14 protein-coding genes are annotated in these 20,865 nt (G+C 49.9%); 7 read left to right on the top strand and 7 right to left on the bottom strand.

Translation table 11 applies throughout. From position 1 onward, the window contains the following. Positions 1–2,285: S-layer homology domain-containing protein (locus DFP98_RS39065; protein ID WP_116061362.1), on the top strand; the 2,285-nt coding region annotated here is incomplete at its 5' end. Positions 2,286–2,441: 156 nt separating this feature from the next. Here DFP98_RS39065 and DFP98_RS14700 read toward each other — a convergent pair. Next, the gene (locus DFP98_RS14700; protein ID WP_116061363.1) at positions 2,442–3,611 is read right to left on the bottom strand and encodes a GntR family transcriptional regulator; all 1,170 of its coding nucleotides are present in this window, start codon (positions 3,609–3,611) and stop codon (positions 2,442–2,444) included. A gap of 260 nt (positions 3,612–3,871) precedes the next feature. On the opposite strand from DFP98_RS14700, the gene DFP98_RS14705 reads away from it, so the two are divergent. The 5 genes from DFP98_RS14705 to DFP98_RS14725 all read left to right on the top strand — a co-directional run bounded on the left by DFP98_RS14705 (position 3,872) and on the right by DFP98_RS14725 (position 12,545). Continuing rightward, positions 3,872–5,203, top strand: coding sequence for an ABC transporter substrate-binding protein (locus DFP98_RS14705; protein WP_181917700.1), 1,332 nt, complete (start codon positions 3,872–3,874; stop codon positions 5,201–5,203). A gap of 69 nt (positions 5,204–5,272) precedes the next feature. Next, entirely contained in the window at positions 5,273–6,169 is an 897-nt protein-coding gene (locus DFP98_RS14710) for a carbohydrate ABC transporter permease (RefSeq protein WP_220377106.1), read from the top strand. Positions 6,170–6,182: 13 nt separating this feature from the next. Continuing rightward, positions 6,183–7,007 (top strand): carbohydrate ABC transporter permease, encoded by an 825-nt coding sequence (locus tag DFP98_RS14715; protein ID WP_116061366.1) that lies wholly within the window; start codon positions 6,183–6,185, stop codon positions 7,005–7,007. A 33-nt stretch (positions 7,008–7,040) separates the two neighbouring features. Then, entirely contained in the window at positions 7,041–9,974 is a 2,934-nt protein-coding gene (locus DFP98_RS14720) for a hypothetical protein (RefSeq protein ID WP_116061367.1), read from the top strand. A 33-nt stretch (positions 9,975–10,007) separates the two neighbouring features. Then, positions 10,008–12,545 (top strand): DUF5695 domain-containing protein, encoded by a 2,538-nt coding sequence (locus DFP98_RS14725; protein WP_116061368.1) that lies wholly within the window; start codon positions 10,008–10,010, stop codon positions 12,543–12,545. Between the two features lie 148 nt (positions 12,546–12,693). On the opposite strand, the gene DFP98_RS14730 is transcribed toward DFP98_RS14725, so the two are convergent. Beyond that, positions 12,694–13,086 carry a VOC family protein gene (locus tag DFP98_RS14730; protein ID WP_116061369.1) on the bottom strand — a complete coding sequence of 131 codons (393 nt, stop codon included), beginning with the start codon at positions 13,084–13,086 and terminating at the stop codon, positions 12,694–12,696. A 153-nt stretch (positions 13,087–13,239) separates the two neighbouring features. Between DFP98_RS14730 and DFP98_RS14735 the strand changes: the two genes are divergently transcribed. Then, the gene (locus tag DFP98_RS14735) at positions 13,240–14,079 is read left to right on the top strand and encodes a helix-turn-helix domain-containing protein (RefSeq protein WP_116061370.1); all 840 of its coding nucleotides are present in this window, start codon (positions 13,240–13,242) and stop codon (positions 14,077–14,079) included. Between the two features lie 38 nt (positions 14,080–14,117). On the opposite strand, the gene DFP98_RS14740 is transcribed toward DFP98_RS14735, so the two are convergent. The 5 genes from DFP98_RS14740 to DFP98_RS14760 form a co-directional block, all read right to left on the bottom strand. Next, entirely contained in the window at positions 14,118–16,031 is a 1,914-nt protein-coding gene (locus DFP98_RS14740; protein WP_116061371.1) for an ABC transporter permease, read from the bottom strand. Further along, positions 16,018–16,803 carry an ABC transporter ATP-binding protein gene (locus tag DFP98_RS14745; RefSeq protein ID WP_116061372.1) on the bottom strand — a complete coding sequence of 262 codons (786 nt, stop codon included), beginning with the start codon at positions 16,801–16,803 and terminating at the stop codon, positions 16,018–16,020. The genes DFP98_RS14740 and DFP98_RS14745 overlap by 14 nt, the downstream gene beginning before the upstream one ends. A 118-nt stretch (positions 16,804–16,921) precedes the next feature. Further along, positions 16,922–17,944, bottom strand: a complete 1,023-nt coding sequence (locus DFP98_RS14750; RefSeq protein WP_246016537.1) for a sensor histidine kinase — start codon at positions 17,942–17,944, stop codon at positions 16,922–16,924. An 11-nt stretch (positions 17,945–17,955) separates the two neighbouring features. Beyond that, the gene (locus tag DFP98_RS14755) at positions 17,956–18,639 is read right to left on the bottom strand and encodes a response regulator transcription factor (RefSeq protein ID WP_116061374.1); all 684 of its coding nucleotides are present in this window, start codon (positions 18,637–18,639) and stop codon (positions 17,956–17,958) included. Between the two features lie 116 nt (positions 18,640–18,755). Continuing rightward, complete coding sequence (locus DFP98_RS14760; RefSeq protein ID WP_181917701.1) at positions 18,756–20,840, bottom strand: serine hydrolase domain-containing protein; 2,085 nt, start codon at positions 20,838–20,840, stop codon at positions 18,756–18,758. Between the last annotated feature and the right edge of the window lie 25 nt (positions 20,841–20,865).

Genomic DNA, 20,865 nt, shown 5'->3' on the forward strand with positions numbered 1-20,865 from the left:
CAGCGGACGCAACGCCGAAGAATTATACGATTACCGCTACTTCGAATTTTGATGGCAGCAAGACGGGAGAAGCCGTCATTACAGTTACCGAAGCTCCTGTCTATTCCATCGCAGCAATCGGGAATCAGACGCTAACGGCGCTTACTCAAGGTTACGTTTCAGGCACGCAGGATAGTAAATCTATCACGATTTTGAATACAGGTAACGTCGGCTTGAACAACCTGTCCGTAATGGTGAGCGGTACGAATGCCAATGATTTCATGATGACCCAGTTAGACTCTAATTCTTTAACAAGTGGCGCATCGACAAGCTTTGATATCCATGCAAGAGACGGCTTGACGGCAGGAACCTACACGGCAACGGTTACGGTAGCGGCGGATCAGATGACGCCTGTCACCTTTACCGTCACGCAATCCGTCAACTTGCCGAACGCTCCTGCCAATCCGCAAAACCTGGTTGCTGTCGGAGCCGATCGCCAGGTTAATCTCAATTGGAATACGGTAACGGGTGCGACGTATTACAATCTCTATATTGCGACGGCACCAGGCCAATATAACGAGAGCGAAGCGGTGACGGTCACGTCTGCTACCTACAGCGTTCAGAACTTGATTAACGGTACGACCTATTACTTTACGGTGAAGGCCGGCAACGCAGGCGGTTTGAGCGCAATGTCGAATGAGGCAAGCGCGACTCCGGCCAAAGTTCCGCAAGCGCCGACGAATGTGACGGCAGTTGCGGGGGACGGAAGAGCTACCGTTACGTTTACGCCTCCGACTGACGACGGCGGAAATCCGATTACAGGATACGAGGTGACGGCAGCTCCGGGAAATGTGGTCGTATACGGTTCGTCAAGTCCGATTGTCGTAACGGGTTTAAGCAACGGGACGAGCTACACCTTCACGGTAAAGGCGATTACGACAGCAGGTAAAAGCTCCTCCTCTGTAGAATCGAATTCCGTCGTACCGAGGTCGTCGTCAAGCGGAGAGAGCGGTACTTCTTCTCCCCCTGCTTCCGCGACACCGGAGACAACCAATAAGGGAGTAGACATACTGGTAAACGGTAAAGTAGAAAATGCCGGAACCGCCGCAACAAGCAAACGAAACAATCAGAGCGTCACGACGATTCTCGTCGACCAGAAGAAGCTGGAGGATAAACTTGCGGCGGAAGGGCAAGGAGCCGTTGTTACGATTCCGGTCCATACGAAGTCGGATGTCGTGATTGGCGAGCTCAACGGTCAGATGGTTAAAAGCATGGAAAATAAGCAGGCTATCGTTGCGATCAAGACGAATGAAGCGACGTATACGATTCCTGCACAACAAATTCAAATTGGCGATATCGCGGATAAACTGGGCAAATCGATCGCCCTGCAAGACATCAAGGTGCAGATCGAAATCGCCGCGCCTACCGCGGATACATCGAAGATTGTGGAGAATGCGGCAGTTAAAGGCACGTTCACGATTATGGTTCCGCCGCTGGATTTTACGATTAGAGCCATATACGGAAATACGAGCGTTGAAGTATCGAAGTTTAACGCCTATGTGGAGAGAACGATCGCCATCCCGGCCGGAGTCGACCCGAACAAGATTACGACAGGCGTCGTGGTCGATCCGGATGGAACGGTTCGCCACGTACCGACCAAGATTACGGTCATCGATGGCCAGTATTACGCGCAGATCAACAGCTTGACCAACAGCACTTACTCCGTCGTCTGGCATCCGCTCGAGTTCCTGGATGTCGCCAATCACTGGGCGAAAGCTGCCGTTAACGATATGGGATCGCGGATGGTCATTGACGGTACGGGCGGCAATCTGTTCAGTCCCGATCGCGATATCACCCGAGCCGAGTTTGCAGCCATCGTCGTACGCGGATTGGGATTGAAGCTGGAAAAGGGGCCAACGGCGTTCTCTGACGTGACAACGTCGGATTGGTTCAGCAGCGCGATTAACACGGCCTATGCGTATCAACTGATTGGAGGGTTTGAGGACGGCACGTTCCGACCGAACGACAAGCTTACTCGAGAACAGGCCATGACGATTCTCGCCAGAGCGATGACGATTACCGGACTGAAGGCCAAGCTGTCCGCTCAAGCCGAAGAGGCAACGCTTCGTCCGTTTGAAGATTCGTCCAACGTATCCGCCTGGGCACTCAGCAGCGTTGCAGACAGCGTGCAGGCCGGCCTTGTATCTGGACGAAGCGCAGCCAAGCTTGCGCCGAAAGCGCACATCACCCGTGCTGAAGTTGCAACTATTATTCAAAGACTTTTGCAAACATCGGATTTGATTTAAAAAATTTAAGATCCCTTCCTAACAAGAGCTTCGATGTTGGGAAGGGTTTTTTATTGTTAAATCGGTGTATCGGACAGAGGGATTGAAGAATCGTGGCAAGGAGGGGGCAGAGTGCCGCATCTTCTATGATTTTCGGCAAATTCCACCTATCCGTTGTTATTTAGATCGCAGATTAGCATTGCAAGATCCCGTCGACTTTCTAACAATAAGCTTTGTTGGAAGTAAAACCATCCTGCGCTCCTGTTTGGGGTTCTTAATAATCGATTGAAGCAGCTTGACGGCTTCTCCTCCCAACTCTTCTTCTTGCTGGCTAACGCATGTGGGGGGGATTCTTGATAGTGCCGATAATTCGAAATTATCAAAGAACACAACTGACAGGTCCTCAGGTACCCGAATTCCCATCTCGGTTGCGGTTTCGATAATCGACAGCCCAACAGCAGAATTTATTGCGAACAGGGCTGTCATTTCACGATTTTTTTGCAGGAACTCTTTAATTTCCAGCTTAATGGCCTCATCCACAATCCCTTGGTTGAGTATATGGTTCATTTGTTTGTTGTCGAAATGATCAAGCTGAAGTCCGCGGTCAATCGCAATTTGATGGTCGGCCAATGCCTTCTCATAGCCGCTCAGGCGGTCTTCAATGCTGGTTGTTCCGTGATAAACCGTTGAAACGAAGCCGATTCTCGTATGTCCTAAAGAAATGAGGTGGGATGTCGCTTCATGGGCACCCTCTATATTGTTTGAACAAACACAGTTTGTTTCAATTCCTCTCAAATAGCGATCAACCACGACAAGAGGGAATTCACTTAAGGTGAGTCGCAAAATCTCTTCGTTATAGGTCTCCCCCTCAACCGGAAAAATAATAATGCCTTTAACATCTTGTTGAATGACCTCTCGCAGCGTCTCCTTCTCCATTTTCAGCGAATCTTCCGTCCGGCAAAATAAAAGTCGGTAACCTTGTTTTGTAATTTCCTTCTCAACGCCGCTTAGTAATTGCGCTGTAAATAAATTGTCTAGTCGGGGCATGAGAAAAGCAATAAGTGGTTTTTTCTTATTCGTTTTCGCTGGGGAAAGATAAATGGATGGTTCACCGGAAACATCCTTAGAGACGAAGGAGCCTCTACCTTGCACTCGAAAAATCAAGCCTTCTTCAATAAGCTCCGATAAGGCATTTTTTACCGTAATTCGACTAACGCCGAATTGATTAACCAGTTCGCTTTCCGATGGGATTCTTTCACCAGGGAGCCACAGCTTTTGCTGAATCTGATCCTGGATGTATTTTCTAATTTGTGTATATAAGGGGACTCTTGGAGATGGCCTGGACATACTAAGTTCACTCCTAGTAGATATAAAGTTTATTACAAATATACAACTTTTGTCCGTTTGTGTACATAATTAATTGCAATTTTATTCGGAATTTCTTATATAAATAGCAGTTTACAAGTTGTTATAAGGATGTTATAAATATATCATGCATTTAATACCAGTTTGAATAATTAACTAGGGGGTGGTTCTAGCAACATAGAAAACGCTTTCGAATATGGATTGGGGAGTTAGAAGTAAAATAAATTTAGAGGAGCATGACAATGATTGCAAAAAAACGACAAGTAAAATGGGTCAATTTCGTATTAGTCTCGCTTTTGCTAGTTGTATTGGCTGCTTGCAGCAGCAATAATTCGAATGGCAGTCCGTCTACACAAACGCCTGAAGGAAGTGTTTCTAGCTCTGCGAACAACGACGAGCCTATTGTCATTACTTATTCAACGTATCGGGCTGAGGATGAACAGATATTTGCGGAATTAATCGCGAAGTTTCAAGACGAAAATCCTTTAATAACGGTAAAGTTTGAAACGAACAAGGATACGAACGCCTATTACCAGACGCTTAAGGCTAATCTTTCATCCGGGAAAGCGCCGGATGTGTTCGATGTACACCCCAATACAGACTACATAACCTTTGTTAAAGAGGGAATGTTAGCGGATCTTTCTAATGAAATCTTTGTAAAAAATTACCAGGAAGGCCCGAAGGCGTTAACGACAGTTGACGGAAAAATATATGGTTTTAATCATGCGATTAATTTAATCAGCATGATCTATAACAAAGAAATATTTGCGAAATATAGCCTGGAAGCACCGAAAGACTGGAACGATTTTATCCGAATTATGAAAACGCTTAAAGAGGGCGGCGAGGGCGGAATCGCCTACGCAGGAGGAGACTTGAAAGGGGTATGGATTTTCAACGCGATTGCTAATGAGCTTATGGGTCCGGAAGCTTACAAGAGCTTTATAGAAGGAATTGATAGCGGCGCGCTTACCACGATCAAGGAAGTTGACGGCGTTTATACCGCCCTCAAAACTCTTTCCGAATACAATAAACAGCAATTGTTGTTTACCAATTCCGACGGCATAGGTTATCCGCAATCACTATCGCTGCTGGCACAGGGCAAAGCACCGATGGTACTGATGGGGACATGGACATTCGGCACGAAGGAAGCGGATTACCCAGGTATCGATGTTGGCATCTTCCCAGTACCAACGCTTGATGGAACGGATATAGGCTATGCTGAGCCCGCCCAAATCTCTACCGTATTCGCAAAGTCCAAGCACATCGAAGCAGCGAAGAAATGGGTTAACTTCCTAGCATCTGCTGAGAATGCCGAGATCTATGCGAACAAGGCTAAGATGACCACCTCCGTAAAAAATGTGAATGCTGCATTTACTGGCGCAGACATCTTAGCTGCCCAAATGGAGAAGGGCGTAAATGTAATACCGATTGTTAACACGCCTAATGTAGAGATTTACCAGAAGGCCTTTGATGACTTGAAGGTCAACATCTTGTTTAAGGGCGCGGATGTTGATGCGGAAATTGCAAAATTCGAGGAAGTGTTGAAGAAGGCTGACCTGAAGAATGTGAAATAACTGCTGCCGTGTGGTGCAGGCTAATCTTATGGCCTGCATCATGCGTTTGTTGAAAGGAGTGTTGAATCTGTGCGAAGCAGGTTGAGAGGAACATTATCTGCGACTAAGTATGTGCTGATAATGCTTCCGGGGCTTATCTGTTGGTTTGTCTTGGCCGTATGGCCGCATCTTGAAGTTATTCCTATGGCCTTCTACAAGTGGAACGGTTATTCGTCCAATAAATTGTTTGTCGGGTGGCAGAACTTCGAGATGTTCTTTAACAGTACCGGGTTTAGCGAGGGGCTTAAAAACACGGTGCTTTACGTCTTCTTCCTACTGGCGGTGCAGACAGTCCTTGCCGTGCTGCTTGCGATCGCATTGAAACGAAACACGGGCCAAAATCGGTTTTTCAGGACTTTCTTTTTTCTGCCGCTGGTCTTTTCATCGGTAATGGTGGGTTTGACTTGGGGTTATATCTTCGACCCCAATCTAGGTATGCTAAACCAACTGCTAGGGGCGATGGGATTCGGCGGTTTCGAATCGTATTACTGGCTAGGAGAACCTGCAAGGGCTGTCTTCCTGGTCGTATTGGTGCACATTTGGGCAAATATCGGGTATCCTCTGACCTTGCTGACTGCTGCTTTGCAGGGCATTCCGCAGCAATTATACGAAGCTGCCCAAGTGGAAGGCGCAACTGCTGCGAAGCAGTTTAAGAGAATCACTTTTCCTTTACTTATGCCGACTTTGCTAAGGATTGGGCTGCTTACTATTCTTACCGGAGCTATGACATTTGATTATATCTTTCTTCTGGGCTCCAGTGGTTATGCAAATGATTACGACACTTGGGCAGTGAGCATATACAGAGGGCTTGCAGGTTCAAACATGGGGATTCCGTCTGCGATCGGCGTTCTTCTTGGAGCAGTCCTATTCGTGATTTTCCTGATACAGTTTGTCGTCACCAAGAAAGTGGAAGATTCGATTAGTTAAGGAGAGAACCGGGTTGAGAAAGAGACGAGTTCAAGCCAATTGGGGTTCGATAAGCGTATATATCTACGCGTTATTTCTAATTGCGCCCCTTTATTTTGTCGTTGTAACTTCTTTAAAGGGAGTCGGAGAGATATCGGTCAATCCGTTGGGATTGCCTGCAGTACCGGTGTTCAACAATTTCGTCGAAGCTTTTATACGGGGAAATATCGCTCAATACAGCTTGAACAGCATCATTGTAACAGGTTCAGCTGTTTTCCTGTCTTTACTTAATACCGTTATTGTATCATTTTGCCTCTATAAGCTGACGAATCGGTTGATCGGCACAGTCTTATATGCCGTAATTATTAGTAGCATGCTGATTCCAGGTGTAGGACTTGTAACTTTAATTCAGTTGTATCAGAAGCTTGATATTTATAACACCCTCTTGGGACCCATCCTTATGGGAGCGACGGCAAGTCTTCCATTTAACGTGTTTATCCTGCTAGGCTTTCTGAAGACGCTACCCAAGGAAATTAATGAAGCCGCGACAATAGATGGATGCAATGACAGACAGCACTTGCTCCACATCCTGCTTCCGCTAGTCAAGCCCGCTTTAGCGAGTTTGGGAATATTTGCATTTGTGAGCAATTGGAATAGCTTGCTTGGGCCGTTGATTTTACTCAAAAACAAAGAATTATATACGATCCCTATCGGGTTGTTGGAATTCCGCGGGTCTTATTCTGTGGAGTACAATTACATGTTTGCTGCTATCCTAATGACTTCAGTCCCGATTATTATCATATATCTCAAATTTCAGAAGTTCTTTGTTGAGGCATTGGCAGGAAGCGTTAAGGGGTAGAAGAGATTTATTATACCAAAGGATGTGAATAAATTGGCGAAACGGAAAAAATTTATCAGCATCGTGATTGTGGCGCTTATCTCCGGAACTTTGCAAGGCTTACTGACGCAACCCGAAAAGGCACTTGCTTCCGATTCGGACGCGATTAAAATTACTGTAAACAATTCGGTTAAAGCGGTTATTGCTGAGGGAATTGGCTGGAATGCGGAAAATATATGGTCGGGTGAAAATAAGATAGATGGGGAGGTAATTTGGAGCACTTCAGAGTGGAACCGTTATAACAATATCGTTAAATTTCTTAAACCGCAAATTATTCGATACGGAGCGGCTCTCCCTCAGTGGTCACCAAGCTATGGCACCTATGATTTTGATACAAATTGGATGAAGAACCATTATAAACAGTTAGATGCTTTTCAGGCTATGGGCGCGAATGTTATTTGGGCGAACTGGTGGGCGGCTAGCCAGAGCCCGGATAATTTTTGGTGGTCTGAGGTTACGCGTAACGGGGGAACAGATCCGGATAGTACGGAGTTTAACGACCATCCCTATGACACTGCCAAATTTGCAGAAGCTGTGGCTCATGCCATTTCTTATTTAAGGAATACAAAGAACTACACGAACATCAAGTATGTATCCTTGTGGAATGAACCGGATTGGAATTATGTTTCACCTACAGCCCGTTATCCGGAAGATGCCACAACGGGCACGAATTCGTTTTGGCCTATGTACGCGGAAACTGCGGCAGCTCTAACGAACGCGGGGGTGCGGGACGACGTAGGCATCGTAGGTCCGGAGACGAGCTGGATTGAACGGTTCGGCAATAATACTAAAACGTATGTCCTTGATCCAGTGCCGGGTACCCAGCGGTTCGGACAAGTCGTAGATCAGGTAGCTTTTCATGACTATGAAGATTGGTTCGATTACGATACGAGAACCTTCGATGACAGTAGGAATTACAATAAGTTGAGCACGGTTTTGGATACCATTAAAGATATTCGGTCGTCTGTAGAATCGACTTACAATTCTAAGGGAAAAACGGCTCCCCCTTTTTTCCTGACCGAAGTCGCTAATACGGGGTATGGCGCCGCCTATGTCGAAGATGCCTCTGCTGTGGTTGATGGTGGGCTCTATAGCGCGGAGATGACTGTAAGGGCACTGTCAGAAGGTGTGGATGGGATCATGAGGTGGAACTTAACTTCAACAACGCAGGCAACCCTGCCTTTCAACACCGTATTCAGGCCTATTATTTATGATCCGTCGGATTCTAACTTTAAAATTAATGGGGCTTCATACTATTCGGGAGCTGTGCTTTCTAGATATCTTACCCGGGGCTCCAACGTTTATGACTTTAGCGTATCGGGTGCAGGGAGCCAGCCGAGGGTATTTACGGCCCCGCTAAAAGGAACAGATGGGTTATGGACAATTTACCTGGTCAACGACGACTTTGAGGAGAAGCAGGTCGACCTTGATCTAAGCAGTCTGGGTATTGCCGACGGTACGATATTTCATGAATTTCAATGGAGTGCCTCCAACCCGGAAGGCATCCATGCAAATCAAGCGCTTGCGTATCGCGGAAGGGATCTTAATATTCCCTTGCTCCCCAGGAGTGTCATGGCATTGACGATGCGCGGGGCCGACGAGTTTACTCCTAATTCCATGTTGACGGTTAATCAGGAGACAGGCGGAATAACGACGACAACGATAGTCAACCCAATCGACAACGGTGGATTTGAGGACGGGAGCGCCACTGGCTGGACAACAAGCGGTAATGTCACCATTGACCATACGCCTTTATGGTCCAACACAGGGGACTATCTGGTCTCGTTAAACACAGCTTTTGTTGATAGCGAGATTACCCAAACGGTGTCCGGGCTATCGCCGGGAAACTATTTACTCAGGGCGCATGTGCGGACGTCAGGCAGCAATTCAGCTTATGTTGGGGTCAAGAATTTCGATGGCTTTAAGGATTACTCCCAGGAAGTCAAATCTGCAGATTATAGAACGGCATCCGTAACGTTCACGATACCGGCAGGAGTTTCAAGTGCAACGATATACTTAAAAGGGGCACATATGACGGGCACATGGGTGAATGCAGATGATTTTGAAATTGTGCGAACCCCTACTTTATTGAATGGCAGTTTTGAAGGCGAAGTTCCCGAGCACTGGGTCGGATCTGGTAGTGTAACGCGCGAAGCAACATCTACTGCGCATAGCGGCGAGCATGTAGCGACCATTAATTCATGGAATGGTGGCGGAAGCTTCTCTCAGACTCTGGCCGGACTTCTTCCAGGTAGATACAGCTTCACTGGATATGTACGCGCTGGAGGAGGAGCCGCAGGATCAATTCGGGCTTCGGGATTCGGTGGACCCGATGTCTCGGTCTCCACTTCCAATACGTATTGGACCAGATTAAAAATTGATTTTACAATACCTTCAGGAATGAGCAGCGCTACGCTGTCTTTCGAATCTGCCGCTGCAGGCTCAGGCGCATTTAGCAACGGCGATGACTTTGAGTTGCGACCGTCGGATGGTATCAATGTGCGTTTTGACATCGATTCGCTTGATAATGATACCAAGATCTTTAGCCGCAGCAGCAATTTATTTTTGGATACCACGAATACTTCTTTTTTTAGCGGAGACTGGTCGAGATTAACAAGAACAACCAATTTGCAGGAGCAACTCATCTATCACCTAGCTGGCGGCATCAATCGCTTTGTGGCATGGGGCTGGAGTTGGCCGGGCGAAGCGACGTTGAACTTCACCTTCTATACCTCGCCGGATAATGTTGTCTATACAGCTTTTACGCCTGCGAGCGAGGTTACTGCCGGGGGGACTTTTAATTGGGACAAAATCGTTTATGATAGCAGAGCCTTGCCTGCAGGAACCAAATATCTAAAGATTGTATTCCCGCTTTCATCGACTTATAGCTGGAATCCCCAGCTAGGGTTCGTTACTTTATATGATTAGACAGCTTGAATGGCCAAGGAGATGACCTTATACATGAATAATCCGGCCCAGCCGCAAAGTCCGCGAATTGAAATTAACTCAAGAGGAGAGATCGCTTTCCTCGCCGATCCAACGACCCCCAACGGCTCGAGCTATGTAGCCGGCCCATCTGAGCTCCCTTTAATTGACTCAGGCGAGAGCAATCAGGTTAACGGATATACGGCGGTTTTCATCGCATATAAGGTAATGGGAAATGACGCCTCCTACAGGGATTGGATCAGCTTTCAACCCGCTGGTATGGAAGGGGAATTTATCCATGAAGGAGAGCATCTTCGAATAGTTAAGCAAATCAAGTCCGATCGGGAACGGATTACCGTTTCAATCGAAATTCTGCATAAGGTAGAAGTATCCGAAATCGAGATAGAGGAACTCGCTCTGTCGCTGCCGGTGAACAACGATTACTCTCCATGGCGGTTTAACCAGCGCTATCTGTACGATCACAAAGTCTACGAGCATCTGTATCCAGGCGGCACGAACGGTTACCAATTAGTGGAGAAGCTGAATGGCGCGTCTCCTGTACTGTATTGCATTCCACTAGCGGGGACGAGATTTGAACATGCTTCCCGATATCCAGGGACAATTGATCTGGTTAGACCCGGAATCAAAAATCATTCTTGGCCGGGAAGCAGCTATCTGTTCCTACATGCTAAAGGTTACTTGACCCGTAACGGATTTAAGCCATTGTGGGAGAACCAGGAGATTACATCGGCTGTGCTCGCTGGCGGGCAATCTGCGTCCTATCAGATTGGACTTGGGTTTATCCCGAATAAGGAAGCCATTCGAGAAATTATGCTAGATAATAGAGAAATACTTATGGCTGCATTACCGGCCTTATCCGGACCTGCAGCTATGAGGTTCGAATTATCGGCCGTCGGGACAGGCGAACTTACGCTCACCGATCATCCGATGGTGGAAGTCTACAAGGAAGAGTCGACAGCGGATGGGAAAACTTGGAGCATATCATTCCTTGAGGCGGGAACCCATACGCTTAGAGTGGTTAACGATAACGGCAAGTCGGCTCAAATTGTATTTCGGATAACGGAAGATTTGGAAGGGCTGCTGGAGATAAGGGCAAGCTTCATTATGGATAAGCAGGTCCTGCAGCAGGACGGCCATGTCTTGAATGGAGCTATACTCCCTTATACGATTAACGGTTTTGACGATATGGCCGGAGAAGGTTTGTATGTAAAGGAAGAGAGCATCTGGGGGAACGGCTCTTATGAAGGGGGGATTACAGACGCCATATTCGCAGCAGAGAAAAACGTCAGATTTCCAAACGAGCGACAGATTCGGCAGCTAGAGGACTATATCGATCGTTATGTAAGAAGATACCTGCAAAATCCCGAAACGAACGAGGTCATATGGTGGTGTGATGGCTTTAGCACCACAAGGGCCTACAATTATATGCATGTTGCCAACCTTTATTATTCGATGTATCAGATTGGCAAGCTGTATGAACTGACCCGCAAGGCATCAGCCGAGTATTTGAAGCTTGCCTATGAAACGCTTATAAAGATGTATGAGGTTTCCCGCCCGCTGGACCTAATCGCAGGGTTAATGGGGGGGCAGCGTATCTTTGAAATCATGAACGCTCTGGGGCGTGAAGATTGGGCCGAGCCTTTTTATACGCTAATGATGAAGGTCAGGCAGCAGGGAAGCTTGCTGTTTCAGGGCGATGTTCCGTATGGTTCGGAATGTGCTTATGATAACACCGGCTATGAATGCGTGGCTTATTTTTCTCACTTTTTCAATGAAGCGACATGCTCACGGGAAATAGTCGATGTAATGTTGGCAGCACGCGGAAATCAACCGATCTGGTGGTGGAATGGAAGCGATATTCGCTGGTGGGATGCGGGAGTTGATTTTGCTGAAACCTGCCACCACTACACCAGCTCGCTAAATTCAACTGCTCTGATGCTGCACATTCGCCAGGGTACGCTGCAGCCAACACCTGCTATTTTGTCAGCGATATATGGAGGCCTTCTAGGAGCTGCCGCCAAAATTCACCCGGATGGAAGGGCGAGCATGAGTTATTGCTGGCAACAGGAGTCATCAAATTATGGAGATCATACTTGTACAGGAGATGCGGGGCTGAGTCTGTTCGGAATGCTGCTCGGCTTACGATCCTTCGCATACCTCCAATCTGATGCGCAAAATATAGGCTTCCTGTGTGAGATTGAAGGCTTAGATAGTAAGACAGTCTGGGTCATAACGCCGTATCAAGCTGTAGGACGAAATGTATCTTGGTATTGCGGCTGGAATTCAAAAATTTGCGACCTCGACCTCAACGCTGGATTTATCCGTCAAGTAAAGATCAGCCATTCGAATAAGTTGCAGATGTTGATCGTTCCTATGACTGGACTGAAGTGCGGAACGGAGCTTACCCTTCGTCTCCCAAAACGGGTAAAACAAGTGTTGGTAGACGGCTTGAGTACGAGATTTGCTAATGTCTCTGATAAAGAGTGGAGGGTTACATTGCCCACCGAAGAAAATCAACGCGAGATTTGTGTAGAGATTGAGATGGATGAATAATATGTGTACGGATAGGAAACTAGGTGGAAAAGACGGTAGTTCGAGTTCACATCATGCTAATGTCAAGACTTGAAAAGAGACCTGGAATCCAGAGATTCCAGGTCTCTTTTGCGTAGTACGCTCAGCACGGGCGCCCATTTACGAACGATTACCTGCTAATATTCGTGGCGATATACCAATGGTTTCCGAAAGGGTCCTCCACGCCTCCCGAGCGTTCCCCATAATCATGATCTTGCGGTTCGTACAAGGAACGCGCTCCCGCTTGCAAAGCCCGGTTGTACACTTCGTCCGCATCTTCCACAAAGAGATGGATCGCACTTTTCATCGGCGGAAAATCCTTATTCGTTCCTCCGCCGATCTCTATGATGGAGTCTCCGATGCGAAGCGCGGCATGTTGAATGCTTCCGTCGGGCCGGGTATGCTTCTCCAGCTCCTCGGCATCAAAGCAATTTTTAAGAAATTCAATAAATCGATCTGCTCCTGCGACGATGAAATACGGTGTAACAGTGGAATATCCTTGCGGTCTATAAGTTGTTGTCATTGCCTGTCCTCCTCAATTTTAATGAATTATCGTTTCCTAATCAGTATAGCCCTGTCCAAATCGGAACGTATTGTACAAAGTTGATCTTCATTTCGTAGAATTAGCTGGTATAATCTTGGCATCGGTATTCTTTTAAGTCTAGGAGGGGATTGCTTGAAATTTTATGCTCGCAAACCCGGACCTATTTTAGCAAAATGGATTGATAAGTTGTGGATATGCGAAGGCTACCACCCCAGCCATCGATTTGAATTGAAACTTCCCGATGCCTCTTTGGCATGGATTATTAATCTTAAAGAGGATCGGATCCGAGTGTTTGAGAGTAATCGGATGGATCGTCCTATGTTTCTGCCCGGCAGTATTATCGCTGGTCCGCGGTCGTCCTACTACTACCTGGACACGGTATGCCAAGAATCCTGTATGGGCATTCAATTCAAACCGGGAGGGGCGCAGCCTTTTCTCGGTAATCTGGTAGGCTCGCTACGGGATGTCGACATGCCTCTTGAGTATGGTTTGGGCCGATCTTCCCGAGTGGCGGACTTACGGGAAAGGCTGCAAGAGACTTCTAGGGCGGAGGAACGGTTTCAAATCGTTGAGCAATACTTGCTGCAAGGTCTGGAGAAGAAAATGAGGGATCCGAAAGGACATCCAGCCGTAGCTTATGCGCTGCAAATGTTCGAGCGTTCCCCCACGACCGCGCCTTCCATTGCCGAGATCGCCGACATGGCCAATCTGAGTACGGAACGATTTATTCGTGTGTTCAAGGAAGAGGTAGGACTGACGCCTAAAAATTATGGAAGCATTGCGCGATTCCGGCTTGCATTTCGAATGATTAGGCAAGAGCAGGTAAACCCGAGTGTGGATATGGCTCTCTCCAGCGGATACTATGATCAATCCCATATGTACCGGGAGTTCCGCAAGTATGCCAATATGACCCCGGTAGAACTGTTTCGTAATTCGGATATTTTTGAGAATCATGTTCCCCTGTTACAATAACGTGATAAGTGGCAAAACACGCCACGTTATTCCTTCCATTATGGACGGAACAACGCCGAACCGACAATCCGCCGATAATATCCTGCGGTGAGGGCGGCGAACGTGAAGTAGATGAGCGTGTAGACGGCCATGGCGACGGCGGCTGGAAAAGCGATATTTGACAATGTCAGCGCCGCGGCTGTCTTGACGGCAAAGATGGAATGGACAAGTCCGATTGCCAGCGGAATCGCGAACACGAACAGCTGCTTGCGGAGAATGCCGCCCATAATTTCACGTTCGCCGAACCCGAGCTGCCGCAGAATCGTAAAGCTTTGCTTCTCCTGCTCCGCCTCCGTCATCTGCTTGAAGTACAAGATACTGCCTGTCGCGATCAGGAAAATAAGGCCGAGAAAGCCCGCCGTAAAAATCATCAGTCCGAATTTTCGGAGCGATGCCTGGGAATAGACGTAAAAGTCGGACCCGGATTTCTCTGCCTTTATGTGCTTGGCATACAGCTCCGATGCCGCTGCGAGATCGCCCTTCTCCGCAATCCGGTACGCGTCCAGAGTGACGAATGCATCCGAGTTTAGGGGCAGTTGGCTGCGAATACTTTGCAAAGTCGCCGTCGGCACAACCAACTGACGGCCGCTCACGCTAAAGTTCATGGCATAACGATCCACGCTGCTCGCAACTTGAATGCCAAGGCCGTCTTCCAATTCGACCGTGAGCGGGAAAGCCGACTCGTCCGTCTTCTCGTCCAGCGCTTTCCGCTGTCCTTTGTACCAGATCGCTTCGCCTTGCTGCGGCATGACAACATCGACTCCGCTCTGCTGCAATCGTTCTGCTGGAAGCAGCAGGAGGCTGCTGCTTCCAGCCGCTTTCTCGTTGCCGATAACGCCTTCCAGCCGGAGCGCCTCAAGCGGGTTTTGAAGAAAGGCAATCCCCGCCTTCTCCAGATCGGCATGGAACGCACCGGCTGCTTGCACGTTATTTTCGAAGATGAAATCGTACGGCAGCATAGCTCGGGATTCTTTCTCCGCTGAATAGTAAAGCGAGTAGGCGATAGAGACCATCGTCAGCGTCATGGCGGACAGGACGGTAATCAGGGTAAGCGAATTCGCGTTCGCTTTCAACCGATGCATAATCGGGGCCAGCGCTAAGCTGTTTTTCAATCCGAGCTGTCCGTTTTTGCTCCGTCTATATCGGTCGAACAACCAGCCAATCGTCACGCGAAACAGCAAATAGGTTCCAAGAATGGTGGAGGAGAGTACGATCGCGATTTGCAGGAGCAGGCGGTCGCCGGACGGCTTGCCGGACAACCAGTAACCGGCCGCGATTAACGCTAGGCCGAGCAGTCCCATCGCGGCGGACAACGCCTGGCTTTGCTGTCGCGGATGGTCGCTTTGCCGATCCGCATTGAACAGTTCGAGCAGCGTCGCGCGATACACATGGTACAGCATTTGAAGGAGGGTAAGTCCGATCAGCGCGGCGAACACGTAGACGGTTTGAAGGGCAGCCGAGAGGGAGAAGGTAAGCGAAACAACGCCCTGGATCCCGATCAGCTTCATCAGAATGAGCAAGAAAAGCCGCGACATCAGCGCGCCGACGACTATCCCGAGCGACAGCGCCCCCAGCCCGAGTAGGATGTTCTCGCTCATAAGCAGCAGCGAGACCTTGTTGCGAGTTAAGCCTATGAGTTGGTAAAGGCCGATTTCCCTGCTGCGCCTGTTCAGAAAAATGCGGCTGGCATAGAGCATGAAGATGGCGACGATCGCAAGCAGCAACACTCCCGACGCCTGGAATAGCGAGGCAAATTGGACGTCTCCGAAGGTTGCGGCCAGGACGGACGTATCGTTCTGCAAGGCGGCAAACACGAAGTACAGAGTCGTGCTCATCATAAGCGCAAAAAAGTACAAATAGTACTGCTTCATATTTTTGCGCATGCTGCGAATGACCAGTTCAAACAACGTCAATGTGGTCACCTCCGAGCACGGCTTGAACATTCATGATGTCGTTAAAAAAAGCTTGCCGCGTTTTGCTGCCGCGATACAGCTCGGAATAAAGCAAGCCGTCCTTCAAAAATACGACGCGGCTGCAGTAGCTTGACGCGACCGGGTCATGCGTTACCATCATGATCGTAATGCGGCGATTCCGATTCAATTGCTCCATCGTGCCGAGCAGCGAGGAGGCGGCCTTCGAATCGAGCGCGCCTGTCGGCTCGTCCGCGAAGACGATAGCCGGCTTATGGATCAACGCCCGCGCCGCGGACGTTCGCTGCCGCTGGCCGCCGGAAATTTCATGCGGATACCGATGAGCGATGTCCAGAATGCCGAGCTGCGAGGCCATCTCCTGAAATGCGCCCTCCGCTGCCGCTCGGTTCGACTTGCCGAGCGAGACGGGGAGCATGACGTTTTCTTTGACTGTCAGGGTGTCCAGCAAATTGTAATCCTGAAAGATAAACCCGAGTCTGTTGCGTCGAAACCCGGCTAATTCGGTACTCTTTATCTTCGAGATATCGGAATTCTCGACGACGATTTTTCCTTCCGTCGCCTTATCGATCGTCGCCAGCACATTGATTAACGTCGATTTCCCCGAGCCGGAAGGGCCCATAATTCCGACGAATTCCCCTTCCATCACCCTTAGGTCAATGCCCTTCAGCACCTGCTGGACATTGCCTCGGTATCCGTACGATTTACGGACTTGCTGCGCATGCAGCACGGTTTTTTGAATATCGTTAGCACTCATAGATGATAACCTCCCGCTCTGATCTATCCTTCATTGTAGGGAATCGGATTGCGCCCGTCGCTCGGAACAGATGACAAGCGGGAGAGTTAAGGTGACAATCTTGTCATAATGGAGGCCGTCATGTCCGAATTTCTCCGAAGGCATGGGGCGAAGCGAAGACCATGTCCATCTCCGTACCTTCATGCAGCGCGGACCGCACCGCCAAATGAATCCCGAGCTTGCTCGCCACCGTCTGCGCCAAGTAGAGTCCGAGTCCGGTCGCGGCATTCTGCAGTCTTCCATTGTCTCCGGTAAACCCTCTATCGAAAATGCGCGGCAAGTCATGGTCGGCCATGCCCGGACCTTCGTCTTTGATCGTTAAACGAACGTGGCCGTTCGGCGAGACGGTTGTCGTCACCAGGATTATTCCCCCCTGAGGACTGTATTTAACCGCGTTGGTAAGCAATTGCCGAATGACGAACCGGCACCACTTGCGGTCGGTTGCTACGTAAGCCTCGTCTCCTTCAAACTCGACGGCTATGTTCTTTTCCATACACCAGGAGGTTAGCTCGCGGACCTCCAGGGCGACAAGCTGCTGGATGCCCGCTTTCTCCAGTACGAAATCCGTCTCCAGCGTCGGCAAGCGCGAAATATAGAGCTGCTGGTCGATGAGCAGATGAATCCGCAGCCATTCCGATTCGACGGTGCGGATGACCGGAAGGCTTCGGTTAGCGTCAATCGTTAATTTCATGGCGGTCAACGGCGCTTTCGCTTCATGCACCCAGGCGGCGACATACTCCTGTTCCAACCTACGCGCCGTGCGGCTGTCCGCAAGCTGCTGCCGATGCAATTGCCCTGCGGCGAGCAGCAGCCGATGAGTTGCCGCTTCGTGATGAAAGCGGGCAGGTGGCAGCGCGTCCGTCCAATCTTCCGCCATCTCGTCGGCCAGTTTCTCCAGCGACCGCGCATAGGCCGTTTCTTTACGATAACGCCATCCAAGAAAGACGATCATGGACAACAGGAGCAGCAGGTTCAAATAAAGCAGCGACTCGGCCCGAATTGCAATGCCGTTGTCCAGCCAGATCAACAAATCTGCGAAGAGCAAGCTAAGCAGGTAATAAACAATCCAGCTGATTCTGTCAGCTATATAACGGAGTAACAAGTCGCTCTCCCTCATAGCGTAGCCGCCATGTAGCCAAGCCCTTTCTTCGTTACGATGGCATCCTCCAGATGGATAGCCGCCAACTTCTGGCGAAGTCGGGTCATATTCGCCGTCAGCGTGTTGTCATTGACAAAACGTTCGTCATCCCACAGCTTGCGAATCAAGTCATGACGGGAGATAATCGTATCCTTCGCTTTGACGAGCACGGCGAGGATGAAGAACTCATTCTTGGTTAGCATGACCTCGTGACCGTCCTTGCGGATCAGACCGCGGTTCATCTCGAGGATGGCGCCGTTCCATTCAAGCAGATCGGCCGCTTCGTCCCCGTAGGCGTACGTTCTGCGCAGAATCGCCTGAATCCGGGCCATCAGCACGTCCATGTGAAACGGCTTCTGAATGTAATCGTCCGCTCCCATATTCATCGCCATCACCATATCCAGAGGATGATCGCGCGAGGACAGGAACAGAATCGGCACTGTCGATATCGTTCGAATTTCGCGGCACCAGTGAAAGCCGTCGTACATCGGAAGCTGAATATCGATGATGACCAATTGGGGCTGTGCGGCAATCAACGCGCTCATCACATCGTCAAACCGGTCCGGCCCCGAGACGCGAAAGGACCATTGCTCCAATCGTTCTTTCAACGACCGAAAAATGGCGGCATCGTCCTCGATAATAAAGATGTTCATATCCATTATGACCCCAGCTCCTTCCCGACTGCCAGCGGCATCGACATTCCTATATTATCAATGATTCGCACGAAAAAAAATAAGGAAACCACTCCCGTGGCTTCCCTGTATTCCGGTTCGGTCTATTCGCTGGGCAGCAGCATCGCGAATAGGAGCGCCGCCATCTCCTGCTTGTTCAATGCCCGCTTCGAGCCATAATCGGTCGTCCCCTTCGATTCGACCGTTTCCGGTCCGTGCAGCTTCCAGCTTACGACGGAACTGACCGCCTCGACCGCCCATTCCGACGTACCGGGTGCAAGCGGGACGCTGGCGTTCGGCACCCGAATTCCATTGCCCGCCAGCAAACGGAAGGAGATCACGGCTGCTTCTTCGCGGCGAATCGGGCGGTTCGGTTCGAACAAGCCGTTGCTCGTTCCGCTCACCAGACCGGACTCCAAGGCGGCTTGCACATCTCCTCGATAAGGTGAGCCGTCTATGTCTGTGAACGACGACGGATGAGAGGACGGTTGAATGCCCCATATGGCGTTAAACGCATGGATAAAGGCTCCCCGCGTGACGAATTGCTGCGGCTCGAAAGACTTGGTCGGATCGTCTTGCAGCAAGCCGAGCGATTGCAGAGCAGAAATGTAGGGGGCGTAAGGATGATCGGCCGCGATGTCCGGAAAGCTTCGGCGAACCTCCGGCAATTTAGCCGCGTAGCTGAACAAATTCAAGTATTTCAGGTCTGTGATGCGGCCGTCGACCGCTTGCTTAAAGGCAAGCGGATTCCCCAGCTCGTCCACGAACAACAGCTTGCTCGCCTGCTTCAACGAATGGCTGCCGGTGATGTCGCTTACTGTCAGGCTGCCGTCGCCCGCCGCTTCGACCCGGGTCAGAAACTTGACCCGCAAATCGGAGTACAAGCCTTCGAACCTGGCAAGAGCCGCCTTCGATTGAGGTTTGAAGCCTTCCTGTTTGAAGGTCGTTTGACGGTCGGCGTAATAATGATCCATGAACGCGGCGAACAGCTCGCTGCGTAAATCGTCGTTGGCGTTGTACGTGACGAAGACGCCCGTTCTGCGGTCGGGCAGCAGCCATAGCAGCGAACTGAAGCCGAGAATATCGCCGCCTTTGGAGATGACTCGTTCGCCGATGGCTTTGGCCGGTTCGACAGGCGATTCAAAGCCGTAGGTCATGTCCGGCATAGCCGGATGGATGGACACCCGATAGGTCGACATGGCCTTCACCGATTCCGGCGAAAGGATCGTCTTGCCGTCGGCCGTGCGCCCGCCGTTCAGGAAGACTCGCATAAACAAGGCCATATCGGAGGCTGTCGATAGCATGCTTCCCTCGGGCCACTCGCGCGGCGATAAGTCGTACAGCGGGAGCGCATCGTTCGCCGGGTCGTAGGAAACCGCCATTCGGTCGGCCAGCTCTTTCGTCAAGGCGAAGCTGCTGGAGGTCATGCCGAGCGGCTCGAATATATGCTGCTGCACATAACTTCCGAAGGGCTGCCCGCTTGCTTGCTGGACGATGTAGCCAAGCAGTCTCGACGCAAAATTATCGTACATATACGATGTGCCGGGCTCGCGTACGACAGGAGGGAATACCTCGAAGATGCTTTCTTTTAACGAAACGGGCTTGAGGGAAGGATCGGTCACATAGCTGGCATCGGAAGGCTCTCGCGCCTCGAAGCCCGTTGTATGGGTGAGCAAATGTTCGATTGTGACGGGCTTGCCGAACGGATTGGTTATTTTGTATCCGTCCAAGTATGGTTCAATATTGTCCTTGAGCGCAATTTTTCCTTGTTCGACGAGCTGCAGGGCGGCGACTGCCGTAAAGACTTTGGAAACGGAGGCTATTCGAAAAACGGTGCGGTCGGCGTCTACCGGCGATTGCGAGGCCTGGTCGACAATGCCGTAGCCTTTGGAGACGAGCGTTTTTCCGTCTTGGACGACGGATACTGCGACGGCTCCGGCTCTTTGTTTGACGGCATCCCGAGCGAAGAAAGCATCGAGAAACGCCTCGACTTCCCCGGCATCCCGCGGTCCGTTCGCATAGGCTCCCGCGACGGCTCCGCCCGGGATAGCAGATTGGCTCGCGGCGGCAGATGTATTCGCAGCTGGCTGCGTCTGCGCCTGCACGCCGGTTTCCCCGGCAAGACTCAGCGCCAGAAGAGCGGCGAGGAGGCCATACGTGCGGCGGGTCCTTGTTTTATTTTGGTTCAATCTAATCCTCTCCCTCGAAGTTGGA

The sequence above is a fragment of the Cohnella phaseoli genome (assembly GCF_003386235.1).
GTDB lineage: Bacteria > Bacillota > Bacilli > Paenibacillales > Paenibacillaceae > Cohnella > Cohnella phaseoli.